The sequence below is a fragment of the Sphingobium sp. C100 genome (genome assembly GCF_000508185.1).
Classification (GTDB): Bacteria; Pseudomonadota; Alphaproteobacteria; order Sphingomonadales; family Sphingomonadaceae; genus Sphingobium.
The window spans coordinates 14,532-39,355 of the sequence record NZ_AYOY01000145.1 but is presented as its reverse complement, the minus strand read 5'-3'; the positions used below and the strand labels follow the sequence as shown (position 1 = coordinate 39,355).

23 protein-coding genes and 1 tRNA gene are annotated in these 24,824 nt (G+C 63.7%); 7 read left to right on the top strand and 17 right to left on the bottom strand.

Annotated elements, in window-relative coordinates; genetic code table 11:
• Window positions 1–183 precede the first annotated feature (183 nt).
• Together dmeF and C100_RS36425 are read right to left on the bottom strand one after the other, a co-directional pair.
• Window positions 184–1,182 (bottom strand): CDF family Co(II)/Ni(II) efflux transporter DmeF, encoded by a 999-nt coding sequence (dmeF, locus tag C100_RS0124695; protein WP_031309488.1) that lies wholly within the window; start codon window positions 1,180–1,182, stop codon window positions 184–186.
• Window positions 1,179–1,451, bottom strand: coding sequence for a metal/formaldehyde-sensitive transcriptional repressor (locus C100_RS36425; protein ID WP_024020001.1), 273 nt, complete (start codon window positions 1,449–1,451; stop codon window positions 1,179–1,181). Before C100_RS36425 ends, dmeF begins: the two co-directional genes overlap by 4 nt.
• Window positions 1,452–1,527: 76 nt before the next feature.
• On the opposite strand from C100_RS36425, the gene crtY reads away from it, so the two are divergent.
• From crtY to C100_RS36405, 4 genes are read left to right on the top strand one after another with little or no spacing between them, the layout of a single operon-like run.
• A complete protein-coding gene (gene crtY, locus C100_RS36420) occupies window positions 1,528–2,676 on the top strand; it encodes a lycopene beta-cyclase CrtY (RefSeq protein WP_024020000.1) in 1,149 nt (382 codons plus the stop codon).
• Window positions 2,676–4,163, top strand: a complete 1,488-nt coding sequence (locus C100_RS36415; RefSeq protein WP_031309487.1) for a phytoene desaturase — start codon at window positions 2,676–2,678, stop codon at window positions 4,161–4,163. Before crtY ends, C100_RS36415 begins: the two co-directional genes overlap by 1 nt.
• Window positions 4,164–4,745, top strand: coding sequence for a TIGR00730 family Rossman fold protein (locus C100_RS36410; RefSeq protein ID WP_024019998.1), 582 nt, complete (start codon window positions 4,164–4,166; stop codon window positions 4,743–4,745).
• 34 nt (window positions 4,746–4,779) lie between these two features.
• Window positions 4,780–5,754 (top strand): phytoene/squalene synthase family protein, encoded by a 975-nt coding sequence (locus C100_RS36405; RefSeq protein WP_442800314.1) that lies wholly within the window; start codon window positions 4,780–4,782, stop codon window positions 5,752–5,754.
• A 108-nt stretch (window positions 5,755–5,862) separates the two neighbouring features.
• Here the strand turns inward: C100_RS36405 and C100_RS36400 are convergent, their stop codons facing one another.
• The 10 genes from C100_RS36400 to C100_RS36355 all read right to left on the bottom strand — a co-directional run bounded on the left by C100_RS36400 (window position 5,863) and on the right by C100_RS36355 (window position 13,728).
• Window positions 5,863–7,197 (bottom strand): ammonium transporter, encoded by a 1,335-nt coding sequence (locus C100_RS36400; protein WP_031309485.1) that lies wholly within the window; start codon window positions 7,195–7,197, stop codon window positions 5,863–5,865.
• Window positions 7,198–7,210: 13 nt separating this feature from the next.
• Complete coding sequence (locus C100_RS36395; protein WP_004209785.1) at window positions 7,211–7,549, bottom strand: P-II family nitrogen regulator; 339 nt, start codon at window positions 7,547–7,549, stop codon at window positions 7,211–7,213.
• 157 nt (window positions 7,550–7,706) lie between these two features.
• A complete protein-coding gene (locus tag C100_RS36390; RefSeq protein ID WP_024019995.1) occupies window positions 7,707–8,282 on the bottom strand; it encodes a DUF924 family protein in 576 nt (191 codons plus the stop codon).
• A gap of 91 nt (window positions 8,283–8,373) precedes the next feature.
• Window positions 8,374–9,816, bottom strand: a complete 1,443-nt coding sequence (tldD, locus tag C100_RS36385; RefSeq protein WP_024019994.1) for a metalloprotease TldD — start codon at window positions 9,814–9,816, stop codon at window positions 8,374–8,376.
• A gap of 44 nt (window positions 9,817–9,860) precedes the next feature.
• On the bottom strand, window positions 9,861–10,088 hold the full coding sequence (locus C100_RS36380) for a zinc-finger domain-containing protein (RefSeq protein WP_024019993.1): 228 nt from the start codon (window positions 10,086–10,088) through the stop codon (window positions 9,861–9,863).
• Between the two features lie 49 nt (window positions 10,089–10,137).
• Complete coding sequence (locus C100_RS48620; RefSeq protein WP_024019992.1) at window positions 10,138–10,305, bottom strand: hypothetical protein; 168 nt, start codon at window positions 10,303–10,305, stop codon at window positions 10,138–10,140.
• 74 nt (window positions 10,306–10,379) lie between these two features.
• Window positions 10,380–10,455, bottom strand: a tRNA-Val gene (locus C100_RS36375).
• Between the two features lie 54 nt (window positions 10,456–10,509).
• A complete protein-coding gene (locus tag C100_RS36370; RefSeq protein ID WP_024019991.1) occupies window positions 10,510–11,544 on the bottom strand; it encodes a winged helix DNA-binding protein in 1,035 nt (344 codons plus the stop codon).
• Window positions 11,545–11,775: 231 nt separating this feature from the next.
• Window positions 11,776–12,627, bottom strand: coding sequence for a D-amino-acid transaminase (locus tag C100_RS36365; RefSeq protein ID WP_024019990.1), 852 nt, complete (start codon window positions 12,625–12,627; stop codon window positions 11,776–11,778).
• Window positions 12,628–13,416: 789 nt separating this feature from the next.
• Window positions 13,417–13,728, bottom strand: a complete 312-nt coding sequence (locus tag C100_RS36355; protein ID WP_024019988.1) for a hypothetical protein — start codon at window positions 13,726–13,728, stop codon at window positions 13,417–13,419.
• 276 nt (window positions 13,729–14,004) lie between these two features.
• Between C100_RS36355 and C100_RS48300 the strand changes: the two genes are divergently transcribed.
• On the top strand, window positions 14,005–14,373 hold the full coding sequence (locus tag C100_RS48300; RefSeq protein WP_152536462.1) for a hypothetical protein: 369 nt from the start codon (window positions 14,005–14,007) through the stop codon (window positions 14,371–14,373).
• Window positions 14,374–14,743: 370 nt separating this feature from the next.
• Here the strand turns inward: C100_RS48300 and rpoN are convergent, their stop codons facing one another.
• From rpoN to C100_RS36340, 3 genes are all read right to left on the bottom strand, one after another.
• Window positions 14,744–16,264, bottom strand: a complete 1,521-nt coding sequence (gene rpoN / locus C100_RS36350; protein ID WP_024019987.1) for an RNA polymerase factor sigma-54 — start codon at window positions 16,262–16,264, stop codon at window positions 14,744–14,746.
• Window positions 16,265–16,336: 72 nt separating this feature from the next.
• On the bottom strand, window positions 16,337–17,122 hold the full coding sequence (gene lptB, locus C100_RS36345; RefSeq protein ID WP_031309483.1) for an LPS export ABC transporter ATP-binding protein: 786 nt from the start codon (window positions 17,120–17,122) through the stop codon (window positions 16,337–16,339).
• 143 nt (window positions 17,123–17,265) lie between these two features.
• Window positions 17,266–17,739: an Lrp/AsnC family transcriptional regulator gene (locus tag C100_RS36340; RefSeq protein ID WP_024019985.1), complete on the bottom strand. Its 474-nt coding sequence runs from the start codon at window positions 17,737–17,739 to the stop codon at window positions 17,266–17,268.
• 94 nt (window positions 17,740–17,833) lie between these two features.
• Here C100_RS36340 and phhA point away from each other — a divergent pair, with 94 nt between their 5' ends.
• Both phhA and hppD read left to right on the top strand, forming a co-directional pair.
• Window positions 17,834–18,703: a phenylalanine 4-monooxygenase gene (phhA, locus tag C100_RS36335; RefSeq protein WP_024019984.1), complete on the top strand. Its 870-nt coding sequence runs from the start codon at window positions 17,834–17,836 to the stop codon at window positions 18,701–18,703.
• On the top strand, window positions 18,700–19,767 hold the full coding sequence (hppD, locus tag C100_RS36330; protein ID WP_024019983.1) for a 4-hydroxyphenylpyruvate dioxygenase: 1,068 nt from the start codon (window positions 18,700–18,702) through the stop codon (window positions 19,765–19,767). The genes phhA and hppD overlap by 4 nt, the downstream gene beginning before the upstream one ends.
• Before the next feature lie 6 nt (window positions 19,768–19,773).
• On the opposite strand, the gene C100_RS36325 is transcribed toward hppD, so the two are convergent.
• Window positions 19,774–21,810: an MGH1-like glycoside hydrolase domain-containing protein gene (locus tag C100_RS36325; protein WP_024019982.1), complete on the bottom strand. Its 2,037-nt coding sequence runs from the start codon at window positions 21,808–21,810 to the stop codon at window positions 19,774–19,776.
• 121 nt (window positions 21,811–21,931) lie between these two features.
• Entirely contained in the window at window positions 21,932–24,772 is a 2,841-nt protein-coding gene (locus C100_RS36320; RefSeq protein ID WP_024019981.1) for a TonB-dependent receptor, read from the bottom strand.
• Window positions 24,773–24,824 lie beyond the last annotated feature (52 nt).

Genomic DNA, 24,824 nt, shown 5'->3' with positions numbered 1-24,824 from the left:
GCTCAACCGCACCAAGGCGGGGCTAAGTAAACGGCTGTTAGAGAAGATTTATTTCTGGACCGGAGCGTTCGCTAGAGCGGGGTGACTTTACCCGGGGCTGGATCAATTTTAAGTCATCCGACTCTAATGCTCGCCAACTGCCAGGACAAATAGCGCCCGAAGGGCGTCGGGCACCGCCCCCCGTCAGGCGCACTCCACCGTGACATGTTCCATCCGGGGCAGGGCGCGCACCCGCCGTCGCACCGCGTTGCCATCGCCGCCGGCGGCCAGGCTGATGATCGCGGCATGGGCGTGCGGTCCGATGCGCCAGACATGCAGGTCGCGGATGGTCGCGCCTTCCGCCTCCGCCTCCAGTCGCACCCGCGCCATCAGCGCCGGTTCGGCGGTGTCGAGCAGGATGGCGGCGGTGTCCTTCATCAGGCCCCAGGCCCAGCGCGCGATCACCACTGCGCCCAGCAGCCCGACCGCAGGGTCGAGCCACGCCCAACCCAGATAGCGTCCCGCCAGCAACGCCGCGATCGCCAGCACCGACGTCAGTGCGTCGGTCAGCACATGCACATAGGCGGCGCGCAGATTATTGTCGGCGTGACCCTGGCCGTGCCCGTGCTCATGGTCGCCATGCCCGTGATCATGGCTATGGTCGTGGCCCAGCAGGAAGGCGCTGACAATGTTGACGACCAGCCCGACCACCGCCACCAGCGTCGCCTCGCCAAAAGCGACCTCGATCGGCTGGAAGAAGCGCAGCACCGATTCGACTGCGATGAACAGGGCTGTGACGCCCAGCAACAGGGCGGAGGCGAAGCCGGACAGGTCGCCGACCTTGCCGGTGCCGAAGGTGAAGCGCGGATTGCGCGCATGGCGCCGGGCATAGCCATAAGCGGCCGCCGCGACGGCGAGCGCACCGGCATGGGTCGCCATGTGAAAACCGTCGGCCAGAAGCGCCATGGAGCCGGTCAGCCAGCCAAAGGCGATTTCGACCAGCATCGTTACCGCAGTCAACCATACGACCCACAAGGTCCGCTTGGCATTCTTGTCGTGCCCGGCGCTCAGATAGATATGGTCGAAATAATGGCTTTCCTCGGCATCGCCCGGAACGGCGGCGAGGGTGTCATGGCCTTGTTCATGCGCATGATCGTGCCCATGGTCATGAGCGTGAGGATGGTGATCGTCGTGCATCGTCATTTCCCGTAGCGGCGAATGAGCGCCAGCATTTCCTCGGCGGCGGCGGCGCGCGTCTCGTCGGACAGGCCCGGCCGCGCCACATGTTCCCGCATATGCTGGTCGATCAGCTCTTCCATAAGGCTGCCGACCGCGCCGCGCACGGAGGCGACCAGCTGCAAGGTTTCCGAACAGCCCGCGTCGCCCGCGAGCTGGCGCTCCACGGCGGCGACCTGTCCCGCGATCCGGCGCACGCGCGCCAATAATTTATGCCGGTCCTCGATGATATGCATAGGATAACCCCCTATACTATATTGATCGGCACGCCAAGGGGTGGATAGCATGAGGCGACTGCCCTAACAGGGGCTGATGGCAAGCGAACCGGAATGCGACCTGGCGATCATCGGCGGCGGCCTTGCCGGCGGGCTGATCGCGCTCGCCTTCGCCGCGCTGCGGCCGGAAATACGGCTGCTGCTGATCGAGCGCGACGCGGAGCCGGGCGGCAATCATATCTGGTCCTTCTTCGATGGCGATGTCGCCGCGCAGGATCGCTGGCTGGTGGAACCGCTCATCGCGCATCGCTGGGCGCAGGGTCACACCGTGCTGTTCCCCGGATTCCGGCGCGATCTCGATACGCCTTACAACAGCGTTACATCTGTCGCTTTCGCTGTCCATTTAAGGGCGGCGCTGGGCGATCGCCTGATGACCGGCATTGATGTCGCCGCCCCGGCGCCGGACCATGTCCGGCTGGCCGATGGCCAGATCATCCGCGCGGGCGCGGTAATCGATGCGCGCGGGCCGGGCGACCTGTCGGCGCTGCATTGCGGCTGGCAGAAATTCGTCGGTCATGCGCTGCGCTGCGACGCGCCGCACGGGATCGACCGGCCGGTCATCATGGATGCGAGCGTCGATCAGCTTGATGGCTATCGTTTCGTCTATCTGCTGCCCTGGGACGAGCGGACGATCTTTGTCGAGGACACCTATTACAGCAATTCGCCCGCGCTCGACGGACCGGGGCTGGACGCGCGAATCGCCGACTATGCCTGGGCGAAGGGGTGGCGGACGGAAAGGGTCCATCGTGAACAGGGCGTGTTGCCGGTCGTCCATGGCGGCGATTTCGACCGCTACTGGCCCGCAGGCGATCGGGTCGCCCGCGCTGGCATTCGCGCCGGCCTGTTCCAGCCGATGACCGGCTACTCCCTGCCCGATGCGGTGCGATTCGCGCTCTGGCTGACGCAACAGCCGCTTGAGAGCCTGCCGGTCGCCACGCGCGCCTATGCCAAAGCGCATTGGCAACGGGGCGGCTATTACCGGATGCTGGGCAAAATGCTGTTCGGCGCCGCGCCACCGACGGAGCGGTGGCGCATTTTCGCGCGTTTCTATCGCTTGAGCCCGGCGCTGGTCCAGCGCTTCTATGCGGGCCGATCAAGCGTCGCCGACCGCATCCGCATCTTGTGCGGACGCCCGCCTGTGCCCATAAGGAGCGCCATGCGAACATTGTGGAACCCGCCCGCCTGATGAACAGGAACGCGATCGTCATCGGCGCGGGCTTTGGCGGCCTGGCGCTTGCCATCCGCCTGCAATCGGCCGGCATTCATACCACGCTGGTGGAGGCGCGTGATCGCCCCGGCGGGCGCGCCTATATGTGGGAAAGGGACGGCTTCACCTTCGATGCCGGTCCGACCGTCATCACCGATCCTGATTGCCTGGCCGAGCTATGGCGCCTGTCGGGGCATGACATGGCGCAGGATGTCAGCCTGATGCCGGTGTCACCCTTCTACCGGCTCAACTGGCGCGACGGCACCAATTTCGACTATTCCAACAATGAACCGGCGCTGCTCGCGGAGATCGCCAAGCTCGATCCCGGCGATGTCGCGGGCTATGAACGCTTCTGCGACTATGCCGCCGGCGTCTATGAGGAAGGCTATCGCAAGCTCGGCCATGTCGCCTTTCTCGACTTCGCCTCGATGATAAAGGCGGCGCCTGCGCTGGCCAAGCGTCAGGCGTGGCGGTCGGTCTATTCGATCGTCGCTTCCTATGTGAAGAATGAGAAGCTGCGCGAGGCGCTGTCCTTCCACACATTGCTGGTCGGCGGCAATCCGATGAAGACCAGCGCGATCTATGCCCTCATCCACAAGCTGGAAAAGGACGGCGGAGTCTGGTTCGCGAAAGGCGGCACCAATCGACTGGTGCAGGGCATGGCGACCCATTTCGAACGACTCGGCGGCACCTTGCGGCTGGGCGATGCGGTCACCCGGATCGAAACCTATGGTGATAAGGCGACAGCGGTTCACACCGCATCGGGCTGGCGCGGGGAGGCGGATGCAATCGCCTCGAACGCCGACTTGATGCACAGCTATCGCGACCTGCTCGGCCATCATCCCCGCGGGCAGAAGCAGGGGGACAAGCTGGCGCAGAAGCGCTGGTCGCCCAGCCTGTTCGTGCTGCATTTCGGCATCAAGGGCAGCTGGCCCGGCATCCCGCATCACATGATTCTGTTCGGGCCGCGCTATGAAGGACTGCTCACCGACATTTACGATCATGGCGTGCTGCCGCAGGATTTCTCGCTTTATCTGCATCATCCCACCGTCACTGATCCGTCGATGGCGCCCGAAGGCCATTCGACCTTCTACGCGCTCGCCCCGGTGCCGCACATGGGCAAGCTGCCGATCGACTGGGACCAGTTCGCCGCCGCCTATGCCGACCGCATCCTGGATGAAATCCAGCACCGGTTGATCCCCGACATCCGCTCGCGCATCGTCACCCGGTTTCATTATACGCCGCGCGATTTCGGCCATGATCTCAACGCCCATCTGGGCAGCGCCTTCAGCCTGGAGCCGCTGTTGACCCAGAGCGCCTGGTTCCGGGCGCATAATCGCGATGATGTCATTCCCAACCTCTATCTGGTAGGGGCGGGCACCCATCCCGGCGCGGGCATTCCCGGCGTGGTGGGCAGCGCCAAGGCGACCGCGGCGCTGATGCTGGATGATCTGGGTAGGACGTAAATGAAGAGACTGGCGGTTTATTGCGGGTCGGCGACGCCGGCCGACCTCACTTATGTGGATGCGGCGCGGCATGTCGGCCGCACCCTGGCCCAGCGCGGTATCGGCGTCGTCTATGGTGGCGGGCGCCTTGGCCTCATGGGCGCGGTGGCGGACGCCGCGCTGGAGGCGGGCGGCGAGGTGATCGGGGTCATTCCCGAAGCGCTGGTCGGCGCGGAAGTCGCGCATCGCGGCTGCACCGATTTGCACGTCGTCCAGACCATGCACCAGCGCAAGCAGCTCTTCACCGACCTGTCCGATGGCTTCGTCACCCTCCCCGGCGGGGTCGGCACGATGGACGAGCTGTGGGAGGCGATCAGCTGGGCGCAGCTTGGCTATCATGAAAAGCCGGTCGGGCTGCTCAATGTCGCGGGCTTTTACGACCAGTTGATCGGGTTCAACCGGCAGATGGTGGAGACGGGATTCATCCGTCCGCAACATGCCGGCATCCTGGTGTATGAAGACAGGATCGAGGCGTTGATCGACGCCATGGCCGCCTATCAGCCGCATGAGACGATCTTCGCGATGCGGGCGGAACGGCTCTGATCCGCGCTGCCGCCCCCGCTTGCGGGAGGGGGCGATGCAGGGCATGTCCCGTGCTATGAGCGATACGCCAATTCCCGACCGCGCCGCCCTTGTCGCCCATGCGCGCGAAAGCATCGCGCGCGGCTCCAAATCCTTCGCCATGGCGTCCACCTTGTTCGACCGGGTGACGCGCGAACGGGCATGGCTGCTCTACGCCTGGTGCCGTAAATGCGACGACATCGCCGACGGGCAGGATCATGGCGGTACGATGACCAGCGTGTCGGACGCGCAGGCCCGCCTGTCGGAAATGCGGGTGCTGACAGACAGCGCCTTGCGTGGCGATCCGACCGGCGACCCGGCCTTTGACGGCTTTGGCGTCGTCATGCGGGAATGCGCCATCCCCGACCATTATGCCCATGATCTGATCGAGGGGTTCGCGCTAGACGCACGGGACTGGCGGCCCCGTAGCCAGGATGACATGCTGCGCTATTGCTATCATGTCGCCGGCGTCGTTGGCTGCATGATGGCGGTGCTGATGGGCGTCGATCCCGATGACCGGGCAACGCTCGACCGGGCCTGCGATCTTGGGCTGGCTTTTCAGCTCGCCAATATCGCGCGCGACATCAGCGAGGATGAGGCGGCGGATCGCTGCTACCTTCCCATCGAATGGCTGGTGGAGATGGATATTCCGCCGGGTGAACATATGAAGCCGTGGGTCAGGCCGCGCCTGACGATCCTGGTGCGGCGTCTGGTCGATATGGCGGCCGCCTATGAGGAGAGCGCCCGCCACGGCACCGGCGCGCTGCCGCCGCGCGCCGCCTGGGCGGTGCTGGCCGCGGCAGGTATTTATGGCGACATCGCCCGCGAAGTGGGGCGGCGCGGCGACCATGCCTGGGACCATAGGGTCGTGACGCCCAAGCGCGAGAAACTCGCCTGGGTGGCGCGCGCCGGGTTTCAGGTGATAGCCCGTGCGCGCCGCTGGCCGGCCATCACGCCGCGTTCTGCCAACCTCTGGACCCGTTCCACCTGACGCAAAAAAAAGAGGGCCGATGCTTTCGCACCGGCCCAAGGCATGTTCGCAGGAGGAACATCGGAAGGCGGGGCGGCGGGATTGCCGCCCGGCCAATTCAGTGAAAACTTACGGGTTGTAAGCGCGCTCGCCATGTTCGCCGAGGTCGAGGCCTTCAAATTCGACCTCCTGGCTGACCCGCAGGCCAGTGACCGCCTTGGCAACGTAGATGGCGATGGCGGTGCCGATCGCGGCCCAGATGATCGTCGCGCCGACCGCTTCGATCTGGATCACGAGCTGAGCGCCGATGCCGACCGAACCGTCGCCCGGACCGCCGAACATCGGGGCATAGACGATGCCGGTGCCGATCGCGCCGACCATGCCGCCCACGCCGTGGATGCCGAAGGCGTCCAGGCTGTCGTCATAGCCAAGCTTGGGCTTGAGGATGGTGACGGCATAGAAGCAGATGACCGAGGCGACGGCGCCCAGGATGATCGCGCCGAACGGGCCGGAATTGCCCGCAGCCGGCGTCACGGCGACGAGGCCGGCGATGATGCCCGAGCAGAAGCCCAGGGCCGAACCTTTGTGGCCGTTCAGCTTTTCGGCGAGCATCCAGAACAGGCCGGCCGATGCGGTGGCGACGAAGGTATTGATCATCGCCAGCGCGGCCGAACCATTGGCTTCCAGCGCCGAACCGGCGTTGAAGCCGAACCAGCCGACCCACAGCAGGCCGGTGCCCACACCCGTCAGCGTCAGGCTGTGCGGCGGCATGGGTTCCTTGGGGTAACCGATGCGCTTGCCCAGGATGAGGCAGGCCACCAGCGCCGATACGCCGGCATTGATGTGGACCACGGTGCCGCCGGCAAAGTCCAGCGCGCCCAGGCCAAAGAAATAGCCGTTGCCCGCCCAGACCATGTGTGCGACCGGGAAATAGACGATCGTCAGCCAGATCAGCGCGAAGACCATGACGGCGGAGAATTTCATCCGCTCGACCACCGATCCCAGCACCAGCGCGACGGTGATCGCGGCAAAGGTCATCTGGAAGCAGATGAACACATATTCGGGGATGACGACGCCATCGGTGAAGGTGGCGGCGTTGCTGTCGGGGGTTACGCCCGCCAGGAAGAGTTTGCCGAAGCCCGAAATGACCGCGTTGCCGCCGTCACCAAAGGCCATCGTATAGCCGTAGATCACCCAGATCAGCATGGCGAAAGCCGCCACGGCGCCGATCTGCGTCATGACCGACAGCATATTCTTGGTGCGGACCAGACCGCCGTAAAAGAGGGCGAGGCCTGGCAGGATCATCGCCAGGACCAGGACGGTAGCGATCATCATGAAAGCGGTGTCGCCCTTGTCCGGCACGGGCGCCGCGGCCGCGGCATCCTGCGCCCAGGCGGGCAGGGCGGCGCAGAGCGATAGGGCACCAGCCCCCGCCACGCCGCCGAATTTCTTGAAAAAGGTCATCATTCCCCCCTTTTTACAGCGCGGTTTCGCCGGTCTCGCCAGTGCGGATGCGCACGGCCTGACCGACATCGAGGACGAAGATTTTGCCATCGCCGATGGCGCCCGAATTGGCCGCCGCCTGCGTCGCTTCCACGACGCGCGGCGCGAGGTCGTCGTCACAGACCACCTCGATTTTGATCTTCGGGACCATATTGGTGGAATATTCGGCGCCGCGGTAGATTTCGGTCTGCCCCTTCTGGCGACCAAAGCCCTTCACTTCGCTGACCGTCATACCGGCGATGCCGAGCGAGGACAGTGCCTCGCGGACATCGTCAAGCTTGAACGGCTTGATGATAGCCATGACAAGTTTCATGTCGCCCCCTGTTAATGGTGTGCAGGGAACTAACAGCAAGAGGCGTGCCAAATGGTCGAGCGCCCGTTCATGCGGGCTTGGCGTCCCGTCTTTCGTGACGACACGCCAAAAAATTAGGCAGGCCCACGGCTCTGCTTAAAAATTGTGCATCAGGCGGCTACCAGCCCGCGCCTTTCTGAGCCGCCTCTGCTTCTTCTGGCAGCGTTTCACGCCCCAGCACGTCATTGCGATGCGGAAAACGGCCGAAGCGGGCGACAATGGCGTGGTGCTCGCGCGCAAAATTGATCGACCTTTCATCGCCCGCGCCCTCGAACAGGCTCAGCGACATCTCCTGATCTTCCATTGCCTCGCTATGCTGGAACGGCATGTAGAAAAAGAGGCGGCCCGCGCCGCCGATCTGAATGTCATAGCCATGGGCAATGGCCCCGCGCGCCACCTCGCGCGCCAGCGGGTCGGTGGCAAAGGCCTGTGCGGTATCGCGGAACATGTTGCGCGGCATCTGGTCGAACAGCAGGACTGCCGCCAACGCATCGTCGGCCCGGTCGAGGAAAGCTTCCGCCGACAGGCTCTGCTTTTCCCGCCACAGCGCCTCAAACGCACCGGCGCATTGCCGGTCGAGCGCAGGGTCATGGCTCCACCACCCCGCCTCGCCCACCTGGTTGAACCAGAAATCGAGCAGTGCGGCCGCCCAGTCGGCGGTGACGGCGTCATGGCTATCAGTCAGCATGTTCATGCAGGACCAATGTCGAACCGGCCGGAGGGTTCCCACCATTCATATGGGGAATCGCTCCGGTGGTCGTGGGGCCGCCCGGCATGCGGGACGGTCAGGCGGCCGTGCCGCCGACCGTCAACCCTTCCAGCAGCAGCGTCGGCTGGCCCACGCCCGCCGGCACACTCTGCCCGCCCTTACCGCACATGCCGATCCCTTCGTCCAGCGCCCAGTCATTGCCGATGCCGGCTACTTTGGTCAGTGCGGTCGGGCCATCGCCGATCAGTGTGGCGCCCTTGATCGGATCGCCGATCTTGCCATTTTCGACCCGATAAGCCTCGGTGCAGGAAAAGACGAACTTGCCCGACACGATATCGACCTGACCGCCGCCGAAGCTTTTGGCGAAGATGCCGGACTTGATGCGACCCAGCAGTTCCGTCGGATCGTCCTGGCCACCCTTGATGAAGGTATTGGTCATGCGCGGCATGGGCGCATGGGCATAGCTTTCGCGGCGGCCGTTGCCGGTGGGTGCGACCCCCATCAGCCGCGCATTGAGCCGGTCCTGCATATAGCCTTTGAGGATACCGTCCTCGATCAGGATATTTTCCTGGGTCGGCGTGCCTTCGTCGTCGATCGAAAGCGAGCCGCGCCGGTCCATCATGCTACCGTCATCCACCACGGTGACGCCAGGCGCTGCGACGCGCTCGCCGATGCGGCCGGAAAAGGCGCTGGTGCCCTTGCGGTTGAAATCGCCTTCCAGCCCATGGCCGATCGCTTCATGGACGAGCACGCCGGGCCAGCCGGGACCGAGCAGCACGGTCATTTCCCCAGCCGGCGCGGCGACCGAGCGCATGTTGACCCGCGCCTGCGCCAGCGCTTCGTCGATCGCGCGGTTCCAGACACCCTCTTCCATTACCTGATCATAGAGATAGCGGCCGCCAATGCCGAACACGCCCGTTTCGCGGCGGCCATTTTCCTCCAGGATGACGGAAACGTTCAGGCGGACGAGCGGGCGGATATCGGTCGCGGTAAAGCCGTCGGCGCGGACGATTTCCACCACCGACCAACTGCCCGCCAGGTTGACCGACACCTGCGCGACCCGCGGGTCGCGGGCGCGGGCGGCGGCGTCGATCCGGGCGCACAGCGTCACCTTTTCGGCGAAGGGCACGATTTCCAGCGGATTGACGTCGGTATAAAGATGGCGGTTGGTGTGCAGGGGCGGCGGGGCAGGCTGGTCCTTTGCAGGATCAAGCAGGGTCAGGGTTTGCGCGGCCTTGGCGATCGCCGCCTCACTGATGTCATTGGCATGGGCAAAGCCGGTCATCTCGCCCGACACGCCGCGCAGGCCAAAGCCCGCGTCGGTCGAATAATCGGCGGTCTTGAGCCGGCCGTCATCGAAGCCGAAGCTCTCGCTCGCCCGATATTGCAGATAGAGTTCGCCGTCGTCGCAGCCGGCAAGGGCTGCGGCGGTCAGACGGCGTGCGCCATCGGGGTCGAGCAGGCCGGGGCGATAGAGCAGGCCGCGGGCGTCGGTGAACAGGGGGGCATGATCGGTCATGCCGTTCGATATAGGGGCGGCCCTACCCAAGCCCAATGGAAAAATTACAAGCTGGCGCCCGAGGCGATGTCCGGCTTCGTCACGACGTCGGGCGTGTCGGCGACGCTGCCGATCAGCACGAAGCGGCGGTCGCAATAGCCGCAGTCGACATAGCCATGCTCGTCGATTTCCAGGAAGACGCGCGGATGGCCGAGGGCGGCGGGAATATCCCCCGAACCGTCGCAGGATACGCGGGGCTTGGAGACTCGGATGATTTCGGGCGGCTGGATCATGGGACGGAATTAGCAGCGGCTGCGCTGCGTCGCAATATGCTACGCGGCGCTACATTAACGGCCAGCGGCGGGGAAGGCAGCCCGTATCGCGGCTGGGCTTGGCCGCCTTGGCGGTCCATTTCCAATCGGTGCAATCCTGTGCCGCCATCACCGCCAGCGGCGAAAGCATCAGCAGGACCGGCGCGAGCGTGCCGCCAAGGATGGCTGCGAGTGACATGCAATACCGATGCCCTATCGACCCTTGCTGCAACATGAATGTTACGGAGGCGTATGGTATGGGCGGTAGTGGGGTGGTGGGCGATGACGGGCTCGAACCGCCGACATTCTCGGTGTAAACGAGACGCTCTACCAACTGAGCTAATCGCCCCCTTGGGGTCGGGCCTATCTAGGGCAATCGCGCCGGGCGTCAAGCGGGCAATCGTCATGCCAGCAGGCGGCGGCTGGCGCCGAACCAGCGCATCAGGGATTCGGCGGTGTCCTGCGCCAGGGCGATGAACACGCGGCGGCCGTCATGCGGGTCCGCCTGTCGCAGCACCAGCCCTTTTTCCGTGAGCGTGCGAATCCAGCGCAGCGCGGTCGTGGGCGGCACGGCGGCGGCGATGCACAGGCTGGATACCGACACGCGTTCCTGTTCCAGCCGCGCGGCCAGCAGATCCAGCAGCATGTCCCAGGCCGGGTCGGCGAACAGGTCGCCGGGAAGGAAATCGGCGCGGATGCGGCGCGCGCGCAGCATGTCGCGCACCTGTTGCGCCGTGACCGTTGCCATGGCCGGGGTCAGGGATGGTTCGGCCGGCTGGGCCGGAACGCCCATCGGCGTGAATATGGGCATACCGATATAGTCGCTGGCCCGGTCCGATATGCGCGGGCCAAGATCGAAGCTGGGCGTGGCCATGCCGGGCGTGGCCATTGCCTTGTTGCGCTGGGTCAGGGCGTCGATGGTGCGGGCGAGGCGGCCGACCTCTTCGCTCAACTGTTGCAGGCGTGCGCCTTCGCGATCCATTTCATGGACGCTGCCGCTGATGGGCCGATGTTCACCCGCAGCGACAAGGGCGGCGGCCAGTTCGGTGCGGTCGGGATCGCACAGCAATTGCGTATGCGGGCTGCGCACGCAGGCGAAGGCCAGTTCAACCGTGTCCCATCCGGCCACCAGAATGACCGCCATGCCGGTCTGGATCGCCTGGGTTTCGACCTGCACCAGCAGCCGTTCGAGCAGCGGCGTCATCGCCGGGCAAAAGAGAAGCAGCGAATCGCACTGGGTCTGATCGTCCAGTCGCGTCGGCGCATCCGACAGGCTGGCGAGGCCGAGCAGACGCAGATTGGCCGCGTCGGCGACCGGCTCCAGTTCCTGGGCATCGACCCCGTCGGCGATGACGAGCAGGCTGTGCCGTTCGTCCGGCCGGGCGATCGGTTCGTCATGGCCGTGATAGGGCGTGGCGTAGGAAAAATCTTCCGTCATGGTCCGGTCCCCGTTCTAGCTTCGTTCCTGAGACTAAAGCAAGAACGGATCGGATCAGCCCGATAATCGGCCGTTCCGGAGGGAAGTTGGCGCAAAGCCCGGAAAAGCGGCCCTGAGGCCCTGTCAGACCGGTCCGTTTTCAGTCCGCCATGGCGACGGTTCGGGCCGATTTCGAGGAAGTTTCCTATGCCTGGGCTGGGGGTGGGCGCTTCCTCCATTTCGGATCATTCGTCAGACGGCGGTCGCGCGGGCGAAATCGATATAGAGTTGGCGCAACCGCATCGCCACCGGGCCGGGGGCGCCGTCGCCGATCTGCTGGCCGTCGATACGGACGACGGAGAGGCAGAGGGTGGAGGCGCTGGTAATGAAGGCTTCCTGCGCGGTCAGCGCTTCGGCCACGGTGAAGGGGCGGCGGATGACCGCCAGACCGCTTTCCTGGGCCAGCGTGGTCAGCGCCGCCCCGGTGCAGCCCGCCAGCACCGACTGGCTGTAGGGGCGGGTGACGATGCCTTCGTCAGTGACGATGAAGGCGGTGGACGAAGCGCCTTCGGTGACGAAGCCGTCCTCCACCATCCAGGCCTCGGTCGCGCCAGCGTCCTTCGCCGCTTGCTTGGCCATGGCCTGGGCCAAAAGGCCCACGCTCTTGATGTCGCGCCGCGCCCAGCGCAGGTCGGCCATGGTCGCAACGGCGATGCCCGTGCGCACGGCGGGGGTATCCAGCAGGGGCTTGTCCTGCATGAACATGAAGAGAGTCGGTTGCAGGTCGGCCGGGGCGATGAAGTCGCGCGTCGCGTCCGCGCCGCGCGTGATCTGGAGATAGACGAGACCCTGGGGAAAGCCGTTGCGGACGACCAGTTCCTGCTGCGCCGCCTCGATCTGAGCCAGAGAGAGCGGCAGGGCGATGCCGATGGCGGCGGTGGAGCGCTCCAGCCGGGCCAGATGCGACGCGCTGTCGACCAGCTTGCCGTCGATCACCGCGGCGACTTCGTAAATGCCGTCGGCGAACAGGAAGCCGCGATCGAGCGGGGAAATACGGGCTTGGGCAAGCGGCAGGTAGCGGCCGTTCAGATAAGCGACGGACATGATGGCGGGCGATCCTTGTAACTGGTCTTTGCCGACTGCTTTTGCCGCTGGGCCGGTTGGGGTCAAGCAGGGCGCCGGTGATAGGCGGCGCAACTTTTGGAATAGGGTATCGATGACGCGCCAGTCCCGAAGTTCACACCGTTGCAGGCATTTTGATCGAAAAGTCACTGCAAAGTATCGGTGACGCGTCCGTGACGCGCCACCTGCGCGTCAATCGGGTCACGCCCGCGCGTCGCCGGCGCGGCACCGGTGTCACATCGACGCGCCACGGACGCGCCGGCGCGGTCATGGGCAAAGCGATCGGGAGCGAAGCGAAGGGCCTGTTTCATGCCGGAGGATAGATCAGAGAAAATCCAACATTAAAAGCGGGGTGCGCTTCTTCATGACTGGCGCGAAAAATGAAGCGGGATGCCGGGTCAAGCCCGGCATGACGAGAGATATGGCGGGACGCGAGCAGAGGCGAGATCAACAGCGTCGTGTCCGCTAACGAGCGGAAGTGGATCGTTGAGCGAGGTGCAAGATCGCTTGAACGCGGCCGTCCCCGCTTTTCACCCCAGCGAAGGCTGGGGTCTCGGGCGAAGCGGGACGGCGCTGGAAAGCTGCTACCCCTGCTGCTGTGCGTCTCCGCCTGAGATGCCAGCCTGCGCTGGCATGACGTTGAGAATATTGAGTAGCCGGTTGCGACCATTTTTGGTCGCTCCGCTAGATTATCCGCATCCCTCAAACCCGACGCTCATTCAATTGGCAGGTTGAAGGCTGGTGGAAAGCGGTCGTGCAGTTGGCGCGGGATCAAGCTCCAAATACGTGCTTATACCAGAACATGCGGCGATCACGGAACCAGTGACGATTGGTGTCACTCTCGAACTTGGCGAACTTCCGCATGTCGAGCTTATAGCGAAAAGCGAGCGCAAGAAGCTGCCGCAAGTCATCTTCGCCGGGCCTCCGCTTTAGCTTGATGACCAGCCCTCTGGAGCCTTCGCCTTTTACGCTTGCCACGCAGGGGATGCGCTCCAGCCACTCGAAGTAAGCCCGCTCGTCGGCGTGATGGTAAAAGATTACCCCGGTATCCATTTGCTCCAAGGTGAGAATTGCATCTGTCATAATCGCATTTAGCGCAAAGTTTCTAATGACAGCAACTGGAGCGATTTTTATTCGCGCAGCGTCAGCTATCGTAGATTATCTCGTCCAAACCAGACAGTCCGCCATCCACCCTCGATCGTCATCCAAAAGGTTGGTTCGGCTTCGATCGTCGCGACAGCAGTCCGTCCGGATTCGGGAAGGAAAGCGGACCGGGCAAGATCGACCATTTTTTGCCTGTAATCAGGACGCTTCGTTTGTCTGCTTGCAGACGTTGAAATGAAATGACAGGCTGGCATCATGGAGCGTCTTTGTTCACTGATCCTGCCGCTACTTCTTGCTGGCTGTTCTTTGTCGGTTGATGAACATCAGGATGGAATGAACAGGGTCGAGAATGCGATTGTGATGCCTGCGGGCGCTCGTCCGTGGCAGGAATATGCCCGATATTATTCGGTAGAGCCTGATGGTAAGATCATTGGCATATTCATTATCCCTGATAATCGAGACCGCCAAAATAAGTTCTATAACCTTTCTGCCGGTAACCGCCGCTGGGTCGGAGACTATCGAAATCTGCCATCTATAGTGGACGGTGGCTGCGGGGTGTTGACCGTGACGCTCGACCCAAAATCGCGAAAACGGGAAGGCCCATTCTGTAACGGCGAGGCCTGAAGTCTGCTATTCTGATAAATCTGCCGAAACCTGCCTGTCAGCTTCCCACCCTTCTTCGTCATCCCAGCGAAAGCTGGGATCTCGTTTCTGTCGCGAGGCAGATGAAGAAGTGGGATGCCAGCCTTCGCCGGCATGACGATGGAGGCGATGTCCGCTCTCCACCTTTTCGTCATCCTCGCGACCCGAAGGGGGCCGCAGGCCAGCGCGGCATCAATATCGGTTTGGGCGATACAGCCAACTGAGGCTCAATGGATTCGCGCGTCCGCTGGAATGACGGGTGTGGGCCGGGTTAGCGGCCGGTCGGTCCGCTGCCGCCTCCGCCCCGTGTCGTGGTTGCCGACCGGTCCACAGCTTCCGCTCGGATGCCGCTCTACGCCGCCTTGCCCTTCAACGCTTTTTGCCGTCGTCTTTGCACCGATGAGCCGATGCCCAGCGCCTCGCGATATTTGGCCACTGTCCGCCGGGCTATGTCCATGCCCTTGGCGCGGAGCAGGTCGACCAGCGTGTCGTCGGACAGGATCGCCTGCGGGTCTTCGGCGGCGATCAGCGCCTTGATGTGGCTTTTCACCGCTTCGGCCGAGACCGAGCCGCCATCCCCGCCCGAAGAGGAGACGCCGCTGGTGAAGAAATATTTGAGTTCGTACAGGCCGCGCGGGCAGGACAGATATTTGTTGGAGGTGACGCGGCTGACGGTGGATTCGTGCATCCCGATCGCGTCGGCCACGGCTTTCAGGGTCAGGGGCTTCAAATGCGCGACGCCCTGACGGAAGAAGGCTTCCTGCTGGCGCAGGATCTCGCTTGCCACCTTGATGATCGTCTTTTGCCGCTGGTCGAGCGCCTTGACCAGCCAGTTGGCGCTGGCGAGGCAGTCGGCCAGCCATGCCTTGCTGTTCTTGTCCTGCGGGCCGCTCGACAGTTCGACATAATAGCTGCGGTTGATGAGCAGGCGGGGCAGGGTGGCGCCATTGACCTCGATCGCCCAGCCTTCGGCGGTCGGGCGGATGAAGATGTCGGGCGTCACCGGGGCGGCGCGATCATTGGAAAAGCGCAGGCCAGGCTTGGGATCATAGCCGCGCAGTTCGGCGATCATGTCGGCCATATCCTCCTCATCCACGCCGCAGATGCGGCGCAACTGCGGCAGGGCGCCCTTGGCCAGCAGGTCGAGATTGGCGAGCAGGCGGGCCATGCAGGGGTCGTGGCGATCGGCTTCCTTGGCCTGAAGCGTCAGGCATTCGGCCAGCGAGCGCGCGCCAACGCCGGTGGGATCAAAGCCATGGATGACGCCGAGCACCCGCTCCACCTGCTGGAGCGGCACGCCCATGCCATGGGCGGTCGCCAGCAGGTTCGCCTCCAGATAGCCGGCCTCGTCAATCTGGCCGATCAACTGGCCGGCGATGAGCAGGTCCATGCCGGACAGGGCGGCGCGGGCCTGATCCATCAGATGTTCCTGCAAGCCCACGTCAGGCGCGGCGAAACTGTCGAAATCGGGCGCATCCTCGCCATAGCCGCCGCCCGACAGCATATCCATGCCGCCGCCCGTCCCCATGGCCGACGCCATGCGGTCCGCCGGGCCATCGTCGATGAAGATGTCGGCGCCCTGATCGACGTCGAGCGGGCTGTCCGCGCCGCCCAGCCCCTGGGCGATCAGATCGTCGCTGGACCCGGTTTCCGCGGCGAGGGTCGGTGCGTCGACATCCCGGTCGATGCCATCGGCGGCGGGTGGCGCATCGTCGCCGCCGGTTTCGAGCAGCGGGTTTTTTTCCAGCTCGCCCGCGACATAGGCCTCTATTTCCAGATTGGAGAGCGCCAGCAGCTTGATCGCCTGCTGAAGCTGCGGCGTCATCACCAGCGACTGGCTCTGGCGAATGTCGAGGCGGGGGCCGAGCGCCATCAGTCTTCGGCCATCAGTTTATATGCGGAAGCCCGCGTCATGACCGGAAGAAGAGGCTGCCCCGGTCCCATCTCAAAGCTGGAAATTCTCGCCCAGATAGAGGCGGCGGACCTCGGCATTGGCGACCAGTTCGGTCGGATTGCCGGCAAACAGCACCTGGCCATCATAGATGATGCAGGCGCGGTCGACGATTTCCAGCGTCTCGCGGACATTATGGTCGGTGATGAGCACGCCGATGCCGCGATTCCGCAAATCCTTCACCAGGTCGCGAATGTCGGCGATGGACAGCGGATCGATGCCGGCGAACGGTTCGTCGAGCAGGACGATCGAGGGATTGGCGGCCAGCGCGCGGGCGATTTCGCAGCGGCGACGCTCGCCGCCCGACAGCGCCATCGCGGAGGAATCGCGCAGGCGGGCGAGGCCGAATTCGTCGAGCAATTGTTCCAGGCGCGCGCCGCGGGCGGCCTTGTCCGGTTCGGCCAGTTCCAGCACCGCGCCGATATTCTGGGCGACGCTCAAACCCCGGAAGATCGAGGTTTCCTGCGGCAGATAGCCCAGGCCCAGGATCGCGCGGCGATACATGGGCAGGCCGGTAATATCCTGCCCGTCCAGCACGATGCGGCCGCGATCGGGGCGGACCAGACCCATGACCGAATAGAAGCAGGTCGTCTTGCCCGCGCCATTGGGGCCGAGCAGGCCGACCACTTCGCCCTTGCCCACGGTCAGCGACACGTCGGACAGCACGACGCGCTTGTCATAGCTTTTGGCGATCGAGATGACCGACAGGCCGTCGCCCACTTCCTGGGGGGCGAGGGGGTGGGCCGGGGTCGGCCGATCCGGGGCGGTTACGTCGTGCATCCTGTCATCCTTGCGGGCCATGGCGCCTCGCGGGGGTAAATTGGCAGCCGGAAGGCGATTGGCAAGCTTTGTGCATGGGATTGGCGCCGGGGCAAGGATAAAATTATCGTGTCGGCCGCCGGGCGGGACCGGGCGCGCGCCCGTCAGCGGATGGGAAGGGCGGTTTCATATTTCGTCGTGGACAGCGCGAATTGCGACGAAGCCCCCGCGACCGAGGGGTGTTTGAGCAGGGTCCGCATCAGGAAATGCTCATAATCGGCGACGTCCGACGCCACGACCCGCACCAGATAATCCCATTCGCCCGACATGGAATAGCATTCCATCACCTGTTCATGACCGCGCACGAAATCTTCGAAGGCGGCGATGCTTTCGGCGGTGAAGTCCTTCATCCGGATATGGCACAGGACCGTGACGCCCTGGCCCAGCGCGCGCGGATCGGCCAGCCAGACGGCGCGGCGCAGCAGCCCCTGTTCCTGCATGGCGCGAACCCGGCGCCAGCAGGACGGCCCGGTGCTGCCCACCCGTTCGGCCAGTTCGGCGTTGCTGAGCGTGGCGTCGCGCTGAAGCTCGCCCAGAATGCGGCGGTCGAGCGGATCAAGGGTGATAATATTGCTCATCCATTCACAATATCATGAAACATATTGTCGATCATCCCTGCATATACCGCAATTTTGAAAAGCATTTTCGGCTTTCTTTTGCGACCATGGGGGCATGGAGAAAGATGCCGATTTAGCCCCCGCCGCGGCCGCGGCCGACGGGACGATCCCGCAGGCGTGGGACCGCTACAGCGCGGCCGATCACGCCATGTGGGATCGGTTGTTCGACCGGCAGGCGGCGATGCTGCCCGGCCGGGTCGTGCCGGAATTTCTGGCGGGCCTCGATATATTGCGCATGGACAAGCCGGGTATTCCCGATTTCCGGGCGCTGTCGGAGCGGCTGATGCAGGCGACGGGATGGCAGGTGGTGGCGGTGCCGGGCCTGGTGCCCGACCGGGTCTTCTTCGAGCATCTGGCCAATCGCCGCTTCCCCGCCGGGCGTTTCATCCGTACGCCCGAGCAGGAGGATTATCTGGAGGAGCCGGACGTGTTTCACGACGTGTTCGGCCATGTGCCGCTGCTCGCCAACCCGATCTTCGCCGATTATATGCAGGCCTATGGCCGGGGCGGGCTGCGCGCCGACGGGCTGGGCGCGATCGAGAAGCTGGCGCGGCTCTATTGGTATACGGTCGAATTCGGGCTGATCGATACGGCCGACGGGCTGCGCCTCTATGGCGCGGGGATCGTGTCGTCCAACGCGGAGTCCCGCTTTGCGCTGGAAGACCCGTCGCCCAACCGGATCGGCTTCGATTTGCAGCGGCTGATGCGCACCCGCTACAAGATCGACGATTTCCAGCAATGCTATTTCGTCATCGACAGTTTCGAACAGCTGCTGGCGCAGACGGCCGGGACCGACTTCGCGCCGCTCTATCGCGCGCTCGATGGCCTGCCCGATTTCGACACCGACATGATTTCGCCCGACGACCGCGTGCTGACGCGCGGGACGCAGGCCTATGCCCGACAGAAGGAAGAGGAGCTTTCATGACCACCGCCACCCTGGAGCAGCAGACCGACATGGCATCGCAGAACCCGCTGGGCCTCAACGGTTTCGAATTTGTCGAGTTCACCTCGCCCGAGCCGGACAAGATGGCGGCGCAGTTCGAGGCGCTGGGCTTCACGCCGACCCATCGCCATCCGAGCAAGAATATCACCCGTTACAAGCAGGGGCGCATCAACCTGATGCTGAACCGCGACGATGCGGGCCGGGTGGCGGCGTTCAGGGGCGTGCATGGGCCGTCGGCGAGCGCCATGGCGTTTCGCGTGGCGGACCCCAAGGGCGCGCTGGAATGGGCGCTGTCCCATGGCGCCAAGGCGACCGAGGAAGACGACACCGTCATCGAGGGGATTGGCGGCGCCTATCTCTATTTCATCAAGGACGGCGCGGACCTGTATGCCGACTGGGCCGAATTCCCCGGCTGGCGCGAGCAGGAGGCGGCGAATAATGTCGGGCTCGACCTGCTCGATCATCTGACCCATAATGTCCGGCGCGGGCAGATGCGGGTGTGGAGCGAATTTTATCGCACCCTTTTTGGCTTTGAAGAGCAGAAATTCTTCGACATCAAAGGCAAGGCGACCGGCCTTACCAGCCAGGCGATGATCGCGCCCGACCGCGCCATCCGCATCCCGCTCAATGAAAGCCAGGACGACAAGAGCCAGATCGAGGAGTTCATTCGCGACTATCATGGCGAAGGCATCCAGCATCTGGCGCTGACCACCGCCAATATCTACGATACGGTCGAGCGGCTGCGGGCGCGCGGCGTCCGGCTTCAGGACACGATCGAGACCTATTATGAACTGGTCGACAAGCGCGTGCCGGGCCATGGCGAGGATCTGGAGCGGTTGAGGAAGAACCGCATCCTGATCGACGGCGATGTCGAGAGCGAGGGCATATTGCTCCAGATTTTCACCGAAAACATGTTCGGCCCGATCTTCTTCGAGATCATCCAGCGCAAGGGCAATGAAGGTTTCGGCAACGGCAATTTCCAGGCGCTGTTCGAAAGCATCGAGCTGGACCAGATCCGGCGCGGCGTCATCAGCGTCGAGAACTGAGCGCGATCAGTCCGGAAACAGCTTGAATTCGGCAAGGCGCACCGCCTTGCCGGGTTGCTGCGTGAAGGCGAGGCGGACCTTGCCGGTGCGCAGCGCCGTCCACCGCAGGTCGGTGACGCCATTGGCGACCGGGCTGCCAGATGGCTTCGCGATGTCGCGCCAGGCGCCGTCCATCCACGCTTGCAAGCGATAGGCGCGCGGCACGGCGAACCCCTTGCCATCAGCGAAGAAGGCGAGTTCGGCGCGTGACAGGTCGACCGGCTGGCCCAGGTCGATAGCATACCATTGTTGCGCCGGCGACGGGGCCGAGGACCAGCCATTGGGCAGTTCGGGGAAGAACCATGTCCGCCCGTCGATCGCGTCATGGACATTTTCGACATCGGCGTTGCTGGAGGCCGAACCCATGGGGAAATTGCCACGCACCAGCTGCACCGCACGGTTGATCGGGCGCGTAATGACGGGAGGGGCAGCGCGTGTCACCGGCACCTCGACGCGGCCCAGCGTGTCGCGGCGGGCGACCTCCTTGCCGTCCACCTCGATCGAAAGTCCAGCGCCGCGCCGGTAATGGCTGCCGTCCGCGTCCCATGTCACCGCGACCTTATGCCCATGATAGGGCACGTCCTGCACCCGGAACCAGGCGAGCGCCTGCGGATCGTCGCTTGCGGGGAGCAGCGGATTCACTTCCAGCACATCGTCGGCGCGCGGACGGATGCCGACCAGGCCGGACAGGATCAGGTCGTTGAAGCCGGAATGGAAATAATGGTGGCTGCGGTCGAGGCCCACGGTCGGCTTGCCGGTTTCGGGGTGATAATCCTCCTCCAGGTCGAGGCGCCGGTCCGTCCCCACGCCCTGATAATGAAGCGCGGCATATTGGCGCAGCAGGCGCATATAAATGCTGCGCGTGACCGGGCCATGCTGTTTGCGATCTTCAAGCAGATTGGCCATGGCGGTCAGCACCTGCGTCGTTTGATAGGGCCAGATCGGGCCGTTCCACTGACATTCCGGGGCGCTGCCCAGATAGCGATATTGCCGCATATAATATTCGTAATTCGCCTCGACCGTGCGCATCCCGGCCTTCCCGGCGAGCGAGGCGGGGTCGAGCAAATGGGTCCAGCCTTGCGCATATCGGGCGTCGTCGGGCACCAGGCCGAACATCCAGGGCAGATAGCCGACCAGTTCGCGGCTGCGGATCGGCTCCCAGTAATTGACGAACTCGTTCTTTTGCGACTGGTGCCGGTCGATGAAGTGGGTGAGCTTGTCGCTCCACAGCGCTTCGAGCACACGGCTTTGCAGCGCGTCGGCGCGGGCGGCATAGTCGGCCGCCATCGCCTTGTCCCCGGCCAGCGTCGCCATCTTCGACAGGGCGCGGGCATTGGCGAACATATAGCTGTTGACCGAGGGGCGGAAGGCGTCGCCGCCCCTGAAGCCGTCCTTGCCGCCCGACGCGTCGATCGAGGAGACGGTATATTCGGTGGCGTCGAGCAGCGGCTCGACGAAATACAGCCCCTTGTCGAAATCGAAATGATCGTCCCACAGGCGATAGGTCTGGTTCATCACCGGCAGATGTTCGATCGCGTCGGCGCGGTCGCCATCGACCAGATATCGGCCCCAGACCGAATCGGCCATATGATCGGTGAAATGGCGATCATTGCCGCCGCTACGATACATGAAGTTGATATAATCGTCGGTGAAGCGCCGGTCATTGAGCCAGCGCCCTTCGGCGATATGAAAGCCGCTGGCGTCGTTCAGGCTGGCATAGGGATGGCGTTGCCAGTCGACATCGTCGAAAAATTCGGTGGTGATATAGCCTTCCGCGCCCAGGTCGCGCTGATGCCCGCGGAAAATCTGCCAGCGATAATAATAGACCGCGTCCAGACTTGGATCGGCGGATTCGAAGAAGGGGATGCGCTCACGATACCAGGGCGCGTCATTGCCGAAACGCTGCGCGGCGATGGCGGCCGTGTCCATCGCGGGCGGAGGAGAGGCAGCCCCGGTCGCGGTGAGCGCGGCCCCCGCCAGCAGCAGCATCCGTATCGCGCGCATCGCGCATCCTCCCATATCGTTACAAACAGATATGGCGGCCGTTCCGGGAAGTGGAGAGGTTTCCCGAAGCGGCCGCCATGAGACAGGGCACAGTGAGGAGACACCGCGCCCTGCCGGGCACTCATTTGAAGGTATAGCGGACACCCAGCGCAAAGGTGCGCGCGATGAGGGTCGTGCCGAGGTTGAACTGCTCCGGTCCGCCGACATCTTCGAATTTATAATAGGTCTGCTGCTTCGATTTGGTGAGGTTCACCGCGTCGAAGGTCACGCCGAGCCGATCATTGAGGTTCCAGGTGAGCTGAAGATCCAGGCTCTTTTCCGGGTTGCGCCACACGCCGATCGGGTTGGCGAACAGGCGTGCTTCGTTGTTGGCGAGGAATTCCTTGCGCCAGATATAGGACAGGCGTGCACCGATCGGGCCATTATCATAGGCCAAGGTGGCGTTGTAGCTGAGGTCTGACACGCCAAAGAAGGACGAGGTCGCCTGTCCCGTGATTTCGCCGGCGGAGTTGGACTGCGGAATATTCTGCTTCGAGTCGAGCACCGTGACGCTGCCCACGAAGCCCAGGCCGTCGAGCGGACCCGGCAGATAGGAGGGGAAGTAGGTCAGTCCCAGTTCCAGCCCCTTGAGCACACCGTTGGAAGCGTTGATCGGGCGGGTGATCGCAAAGGTGTCGGTTGCGCCGGCTTCGATCCCGTTATTGGGGATATATTCCTGGATCGTCAGGGGCACCACCAGCCCCTCGATTTCGCGACGGAAGGCTGTCAGCGTGATGGCGCTGTTGCGCTCGAAATACCATTCGAGGGCAACGTCGTAATTCTTCGAGTGGGTGGGCTTGAGGTTCGCCGTTCCCGCCGTGCCGCTGCCATAACCCAGATTGGTGAGGTCGCCGGTCAGGTTATAATTGGGATTGATGTCGCCGAAGTTGGGACGGCGCAGCGTTTCGCCATAGTTGAAGCGCAGGCGCAGATTGTCGAAAATCTCGTATCGGGCGGTGAAGCTGGGCAGCCAGCGGTCAGAACCCGACGAGACGCTGGTGCGTGCGCCATTGTTGTAGCGGTCGAAGAAATTATAGTCGGTGTCGACCGTGACATAGCGCGCGCCGGCCTGAAGCTTCAGCGGACGGCCGAAGATCGACACTTCGCCATCGACCTGCAGATACATGGCGATGGTGCTTTCGTCGATGTCGAACGTCTTTTGCAGCGACAGCTGATCGGATGTGGTCAGACCGTAGAGGCCGCGCACCATGTCGGCATTGTCATAGAGCCAATAGCCATTGGCCAGCGTCCAGCTGGTCGGGACGTCGGCGCGGCCTTGATAGAAATCCGAATTGGTGAAGGCAGCGTCTTCGCCCAGGCCCGCGAGCGTCGTCGCGGTCAGCGGGGCGCCACGATCCTGCGTGCGGACATAGTTGGACGCCTTGCGCTGGTCGAGCCGGATGCCGGCCTTGACCTGGCGAATGAAGCCTTCGTCCCACGTATAATAACCGTCGAGCGTGCCGGTAATGGCGCTGCCCTTGTCGCGATTGGCGTTATCGTAGAGTTGGGCCACGTTCCAGATGCTGGTGTCGTTCAGCAGGCTGTCGTCGTCGAAATGATAGGAGGGGATGCCGCCGCCGGCGTTGAAATCCGTGGTGATCTGCTTTGCACCCCGGTCGGTGCGCATGGCGATGAAGGATGAATCAACCTGGCTGGTCTGATAGGCAATGTCGCCGATGATCTTGCCACGGTCGCCCAGATCCCATTTGCCGTTCAGCGCGTAAACGAAGCTGTCGGTCTTCGACTTGGTGAAGTCGCCGCTGTTGAACCCATAAACATTGTTGGCGACGCGCGATTTCACGATGTTGGTGCCGTCATACAGGGTCGGCGCTACCGGATTGTCCCAGAAATCGACGAAGCTGAACTGAAGGCTGTTGAAGGTCTCGCCCCGGAAACCGGCGTAAAACATTTCGGCGGTATAGACCGAACTGCTGTTGGGCGCCCATTGGAGCGCGACGTTGAGGGAGGGGCGCTCGCGCTTACCGTAGAGGTCGGAACTGAAGACCGCGTCGCGCGAGAGATAATAAGGGGTTTCAACGCCGTTTACGAGCATCGTGGAGCCTGCCGCCGTCGGCAGGCCACGGTCGAGGCCGGGTTCCCAGGCACCCAGTCCCGGCGCGACATTGAATTCGCCCGTGACCGGATCGCGGCCGGCGGGGAAGATGCGCTGGAAGCCGGTCAGTCCGGTTCCGTCGGTCGGAGAAAGATCAGCGAACGGCACCAGCGCGCCCGCCGTCACTGTCTGGTCGCGATATTTTGTGCGGGTGTAGCTACCGTTCACCAGGATGCCGATGTCGCCGATGCCGGTTTCCCAGCGATCGCTGACGAGCAGCGCGACGTTGGGATTATAGGTGTCTGCCTGCTCATTATAGATACCGCGCGCCAAGCCCGAAATGGCGAAGCCGTCAAAATCGAACGGACGGCGCGTCTGGACATCCACTTGGCCGGCGAGGCCGGTTTCGATCTGATCTGCCGAGCGAGTCTTGTAGACATCGACGCGGTTGACAAGGTTCGCCGAAATATCCTGCAGCGAGAAGGACTGGCCGGCGGCGGTGAAGATGTTGCGGCCGTTGAGCGTGGTGAGCGCGTCGGGCAGGCCGCGGATCGAGATGCCGGCCGCTTCGCCGCCGGTGCGGTTGGTGACCTGGATGCCGGTCACGCGCTGGAGGGCTTCGATGACATTATTGTCGGGCAGCTTGCCGACATCTTCCGACACGATCGAATCGACGATCTGGGTTGAATTTTTGCGGACGTTGAGGGCACCGACGATCGACGCGCGCACGCCGGTCACGACGATGTCGGCGACGTCGTCCTCCGGGGCGGCCTGGGGCGTGGCGGACGGTGCGCTCTGGGCGTGGGCGGCGCCGGCGAGCATCAGCGCCAAGATGGATGTGGAGCCAGAAATGATCGGCTTGAAAGCCATTGGTATAGTCCTCCCCTAGGGCTGGCGCATACGCCATGCCATGCCTGAATTA

Excerpts from the sequence above, each read along its gene's own strand:
- C100_RS48300 (WP_152536462.1), top strand. The coding sequence starts at position 14,005 with ATGGAGCGTCTTTGTTCACTGATCCTGCCGCTACTTCTTGCTGGCTGT.
- dmeF (WP_031309488.1), bottom strand. The coding sequence starts at position 1,182 with ATGACGATGCACGACGATCACCATCCTCACGCTCATGACCATGGGCAC.
- C100_RS36380 (WP_024019993.1), bottom strand. The coding sequence starts at position 10,088 with ATGATCCAGCCGCCCGAAATCATCCGAGTCTCCAAGCCCCGCGTATCC.
- C100_RS36415 (WP_031309487.1), top strand. The coding sequence starts at position 2,676 with ATGAACAGGAACGCGATCGTCATCGGCGCGGGCTTTGGCGGCCTGGCG.
- C100_RS36365 (WP_024019990.1), bottom strand. The coding sequence starts at position 12,627 with ATGTCCGTCGCTTATCTGAACGGCCGCTACCTGCCGCTTGCCCAAGCC.
- C100_RS36320 (WP_024019981.1), bottom strand. The coding sequence starts at position 24,772 with ATGGCTTTCAAGCCGATCATTTCTGGCTCCACATCCATCTTGGCGCTG.
- C100_RS36425 (WP_024020001.1), bottom strand. The coding sequence starts at position 1,451 with ATGCATATCATCGAGGACCGGCATAAATTATTGGCGCGCGTGCGCCGG.
- phhA (WP_024019984.1), top strand. The coding sequence starts at position 17,834 with ATGGAGAAAGATGCCGATTTAGCCCCCGCCGCGGCCGCGGCCGACGGG.
- C100_RS36325 (WP_024019982.1), bottom strand. The coding sequence starts at position 21,810 with ATGCGCGCGATACGGATGCTGCTGCTGGCGGGGGCCGCGCTCACCGCG.
- C100_RS36340 (WP_024019985.1), bottom strand. The coding sequence starts at position 17,739 with ATGAGCAATATTATCACCCTTGATCCGCTCGACCGCCGCATTCTGGGC.
- C100_RS36410 (WP_024019998.1), top strand. The coding sequence starts at position 4,164 with ATGAAGAGACTGGCGGTTTATTGCGGGTCGGCGACGCCGGCCGACCTC.
- C100_RS36400 (WP_031309485.1), bottom strand. The coding sequence starts at position 7,197 with ATGACCTTTTTCAAGAAATTCGGCGGCGTGGCGGGGGCTGGTGCCCTA.
- C100_RS36405 (WP_442800314.1), top strand. The coding sequence starts at position 4,780 with ATGCAGGGCATGTCCCGTGCTATGAGCGATACGCCAATTCCCGACCGC.
- crtY (WP_024020000.1), top strand. The coding sequence starts at position 1,528 with ATGGCAAGCGAACCGGAATGCGACCTGGCGATCATCGGCGGCGGCCTT.
- C100_RS48620 (WP_024019992.1), bottom strand. The coding sequence starts at position 10,305 with ATGTCACTCGCAGCCATCCTTGGCGGCACGCTCGCGCCGGTCCTGCTG.
- lptB (WP_031309483.1), bottom strand. The coding sequence starts at position 17,122 with ATGCACGACGTAACCGCCCCGGATCGGCCGACCCCGGCCCACCCCCTC.
- tldD (WP_024019994.1), bottom strand. The coding sequence starts at position 9,816 with ATGACCGATCATGCCCCCCTGTTCACCGACGCCCGCGGCCTGCTCTAT.
- C100_RS36390 (WP_024019995.1), bottom strand. The coding sequence starts at position 8,282 with ATGAACATGCTGACTGATAGCCATGACGCCGTCACCGCCGACTGGGCG.
- C100_RS36355 (WP_024019988.1), bottom strand. The coding sequence starts at position 13,728 with ATGACAGATGCAATTCTCACCTTGGAGCAAATGGATACCGGGGTAATC.
- rpoN (WP_024019987.1), bottom strand. The coding sequence starts at position 16,264 with ATGGCGCTCGGCCCCCGCCTCGACATTCGCCAGAGCCAGTCGCTGGTG.
- C100_RS36370 (WP_024019991.1), bottom strand. The coding sequence starts at position 11,544 with ATGACGGAAGATTTTTCCTACGCCACGCCCTATCACGGCCATGACGAA.
- C100_RS36395 (WP_004209785.1), bottom strand. The coding sequence starts at position 7,549 with ATGAAACTTGTCATGGCTATCATCAAGCCGTTCAAGCTTGACGATGTC.
- hppD (WP_024019983.1), top strand. The coding sequence starts at position 18,700 with ATGACCACCGCCACCCTGGAGCAGCAGACCGACATGGCATCGCAGAAC.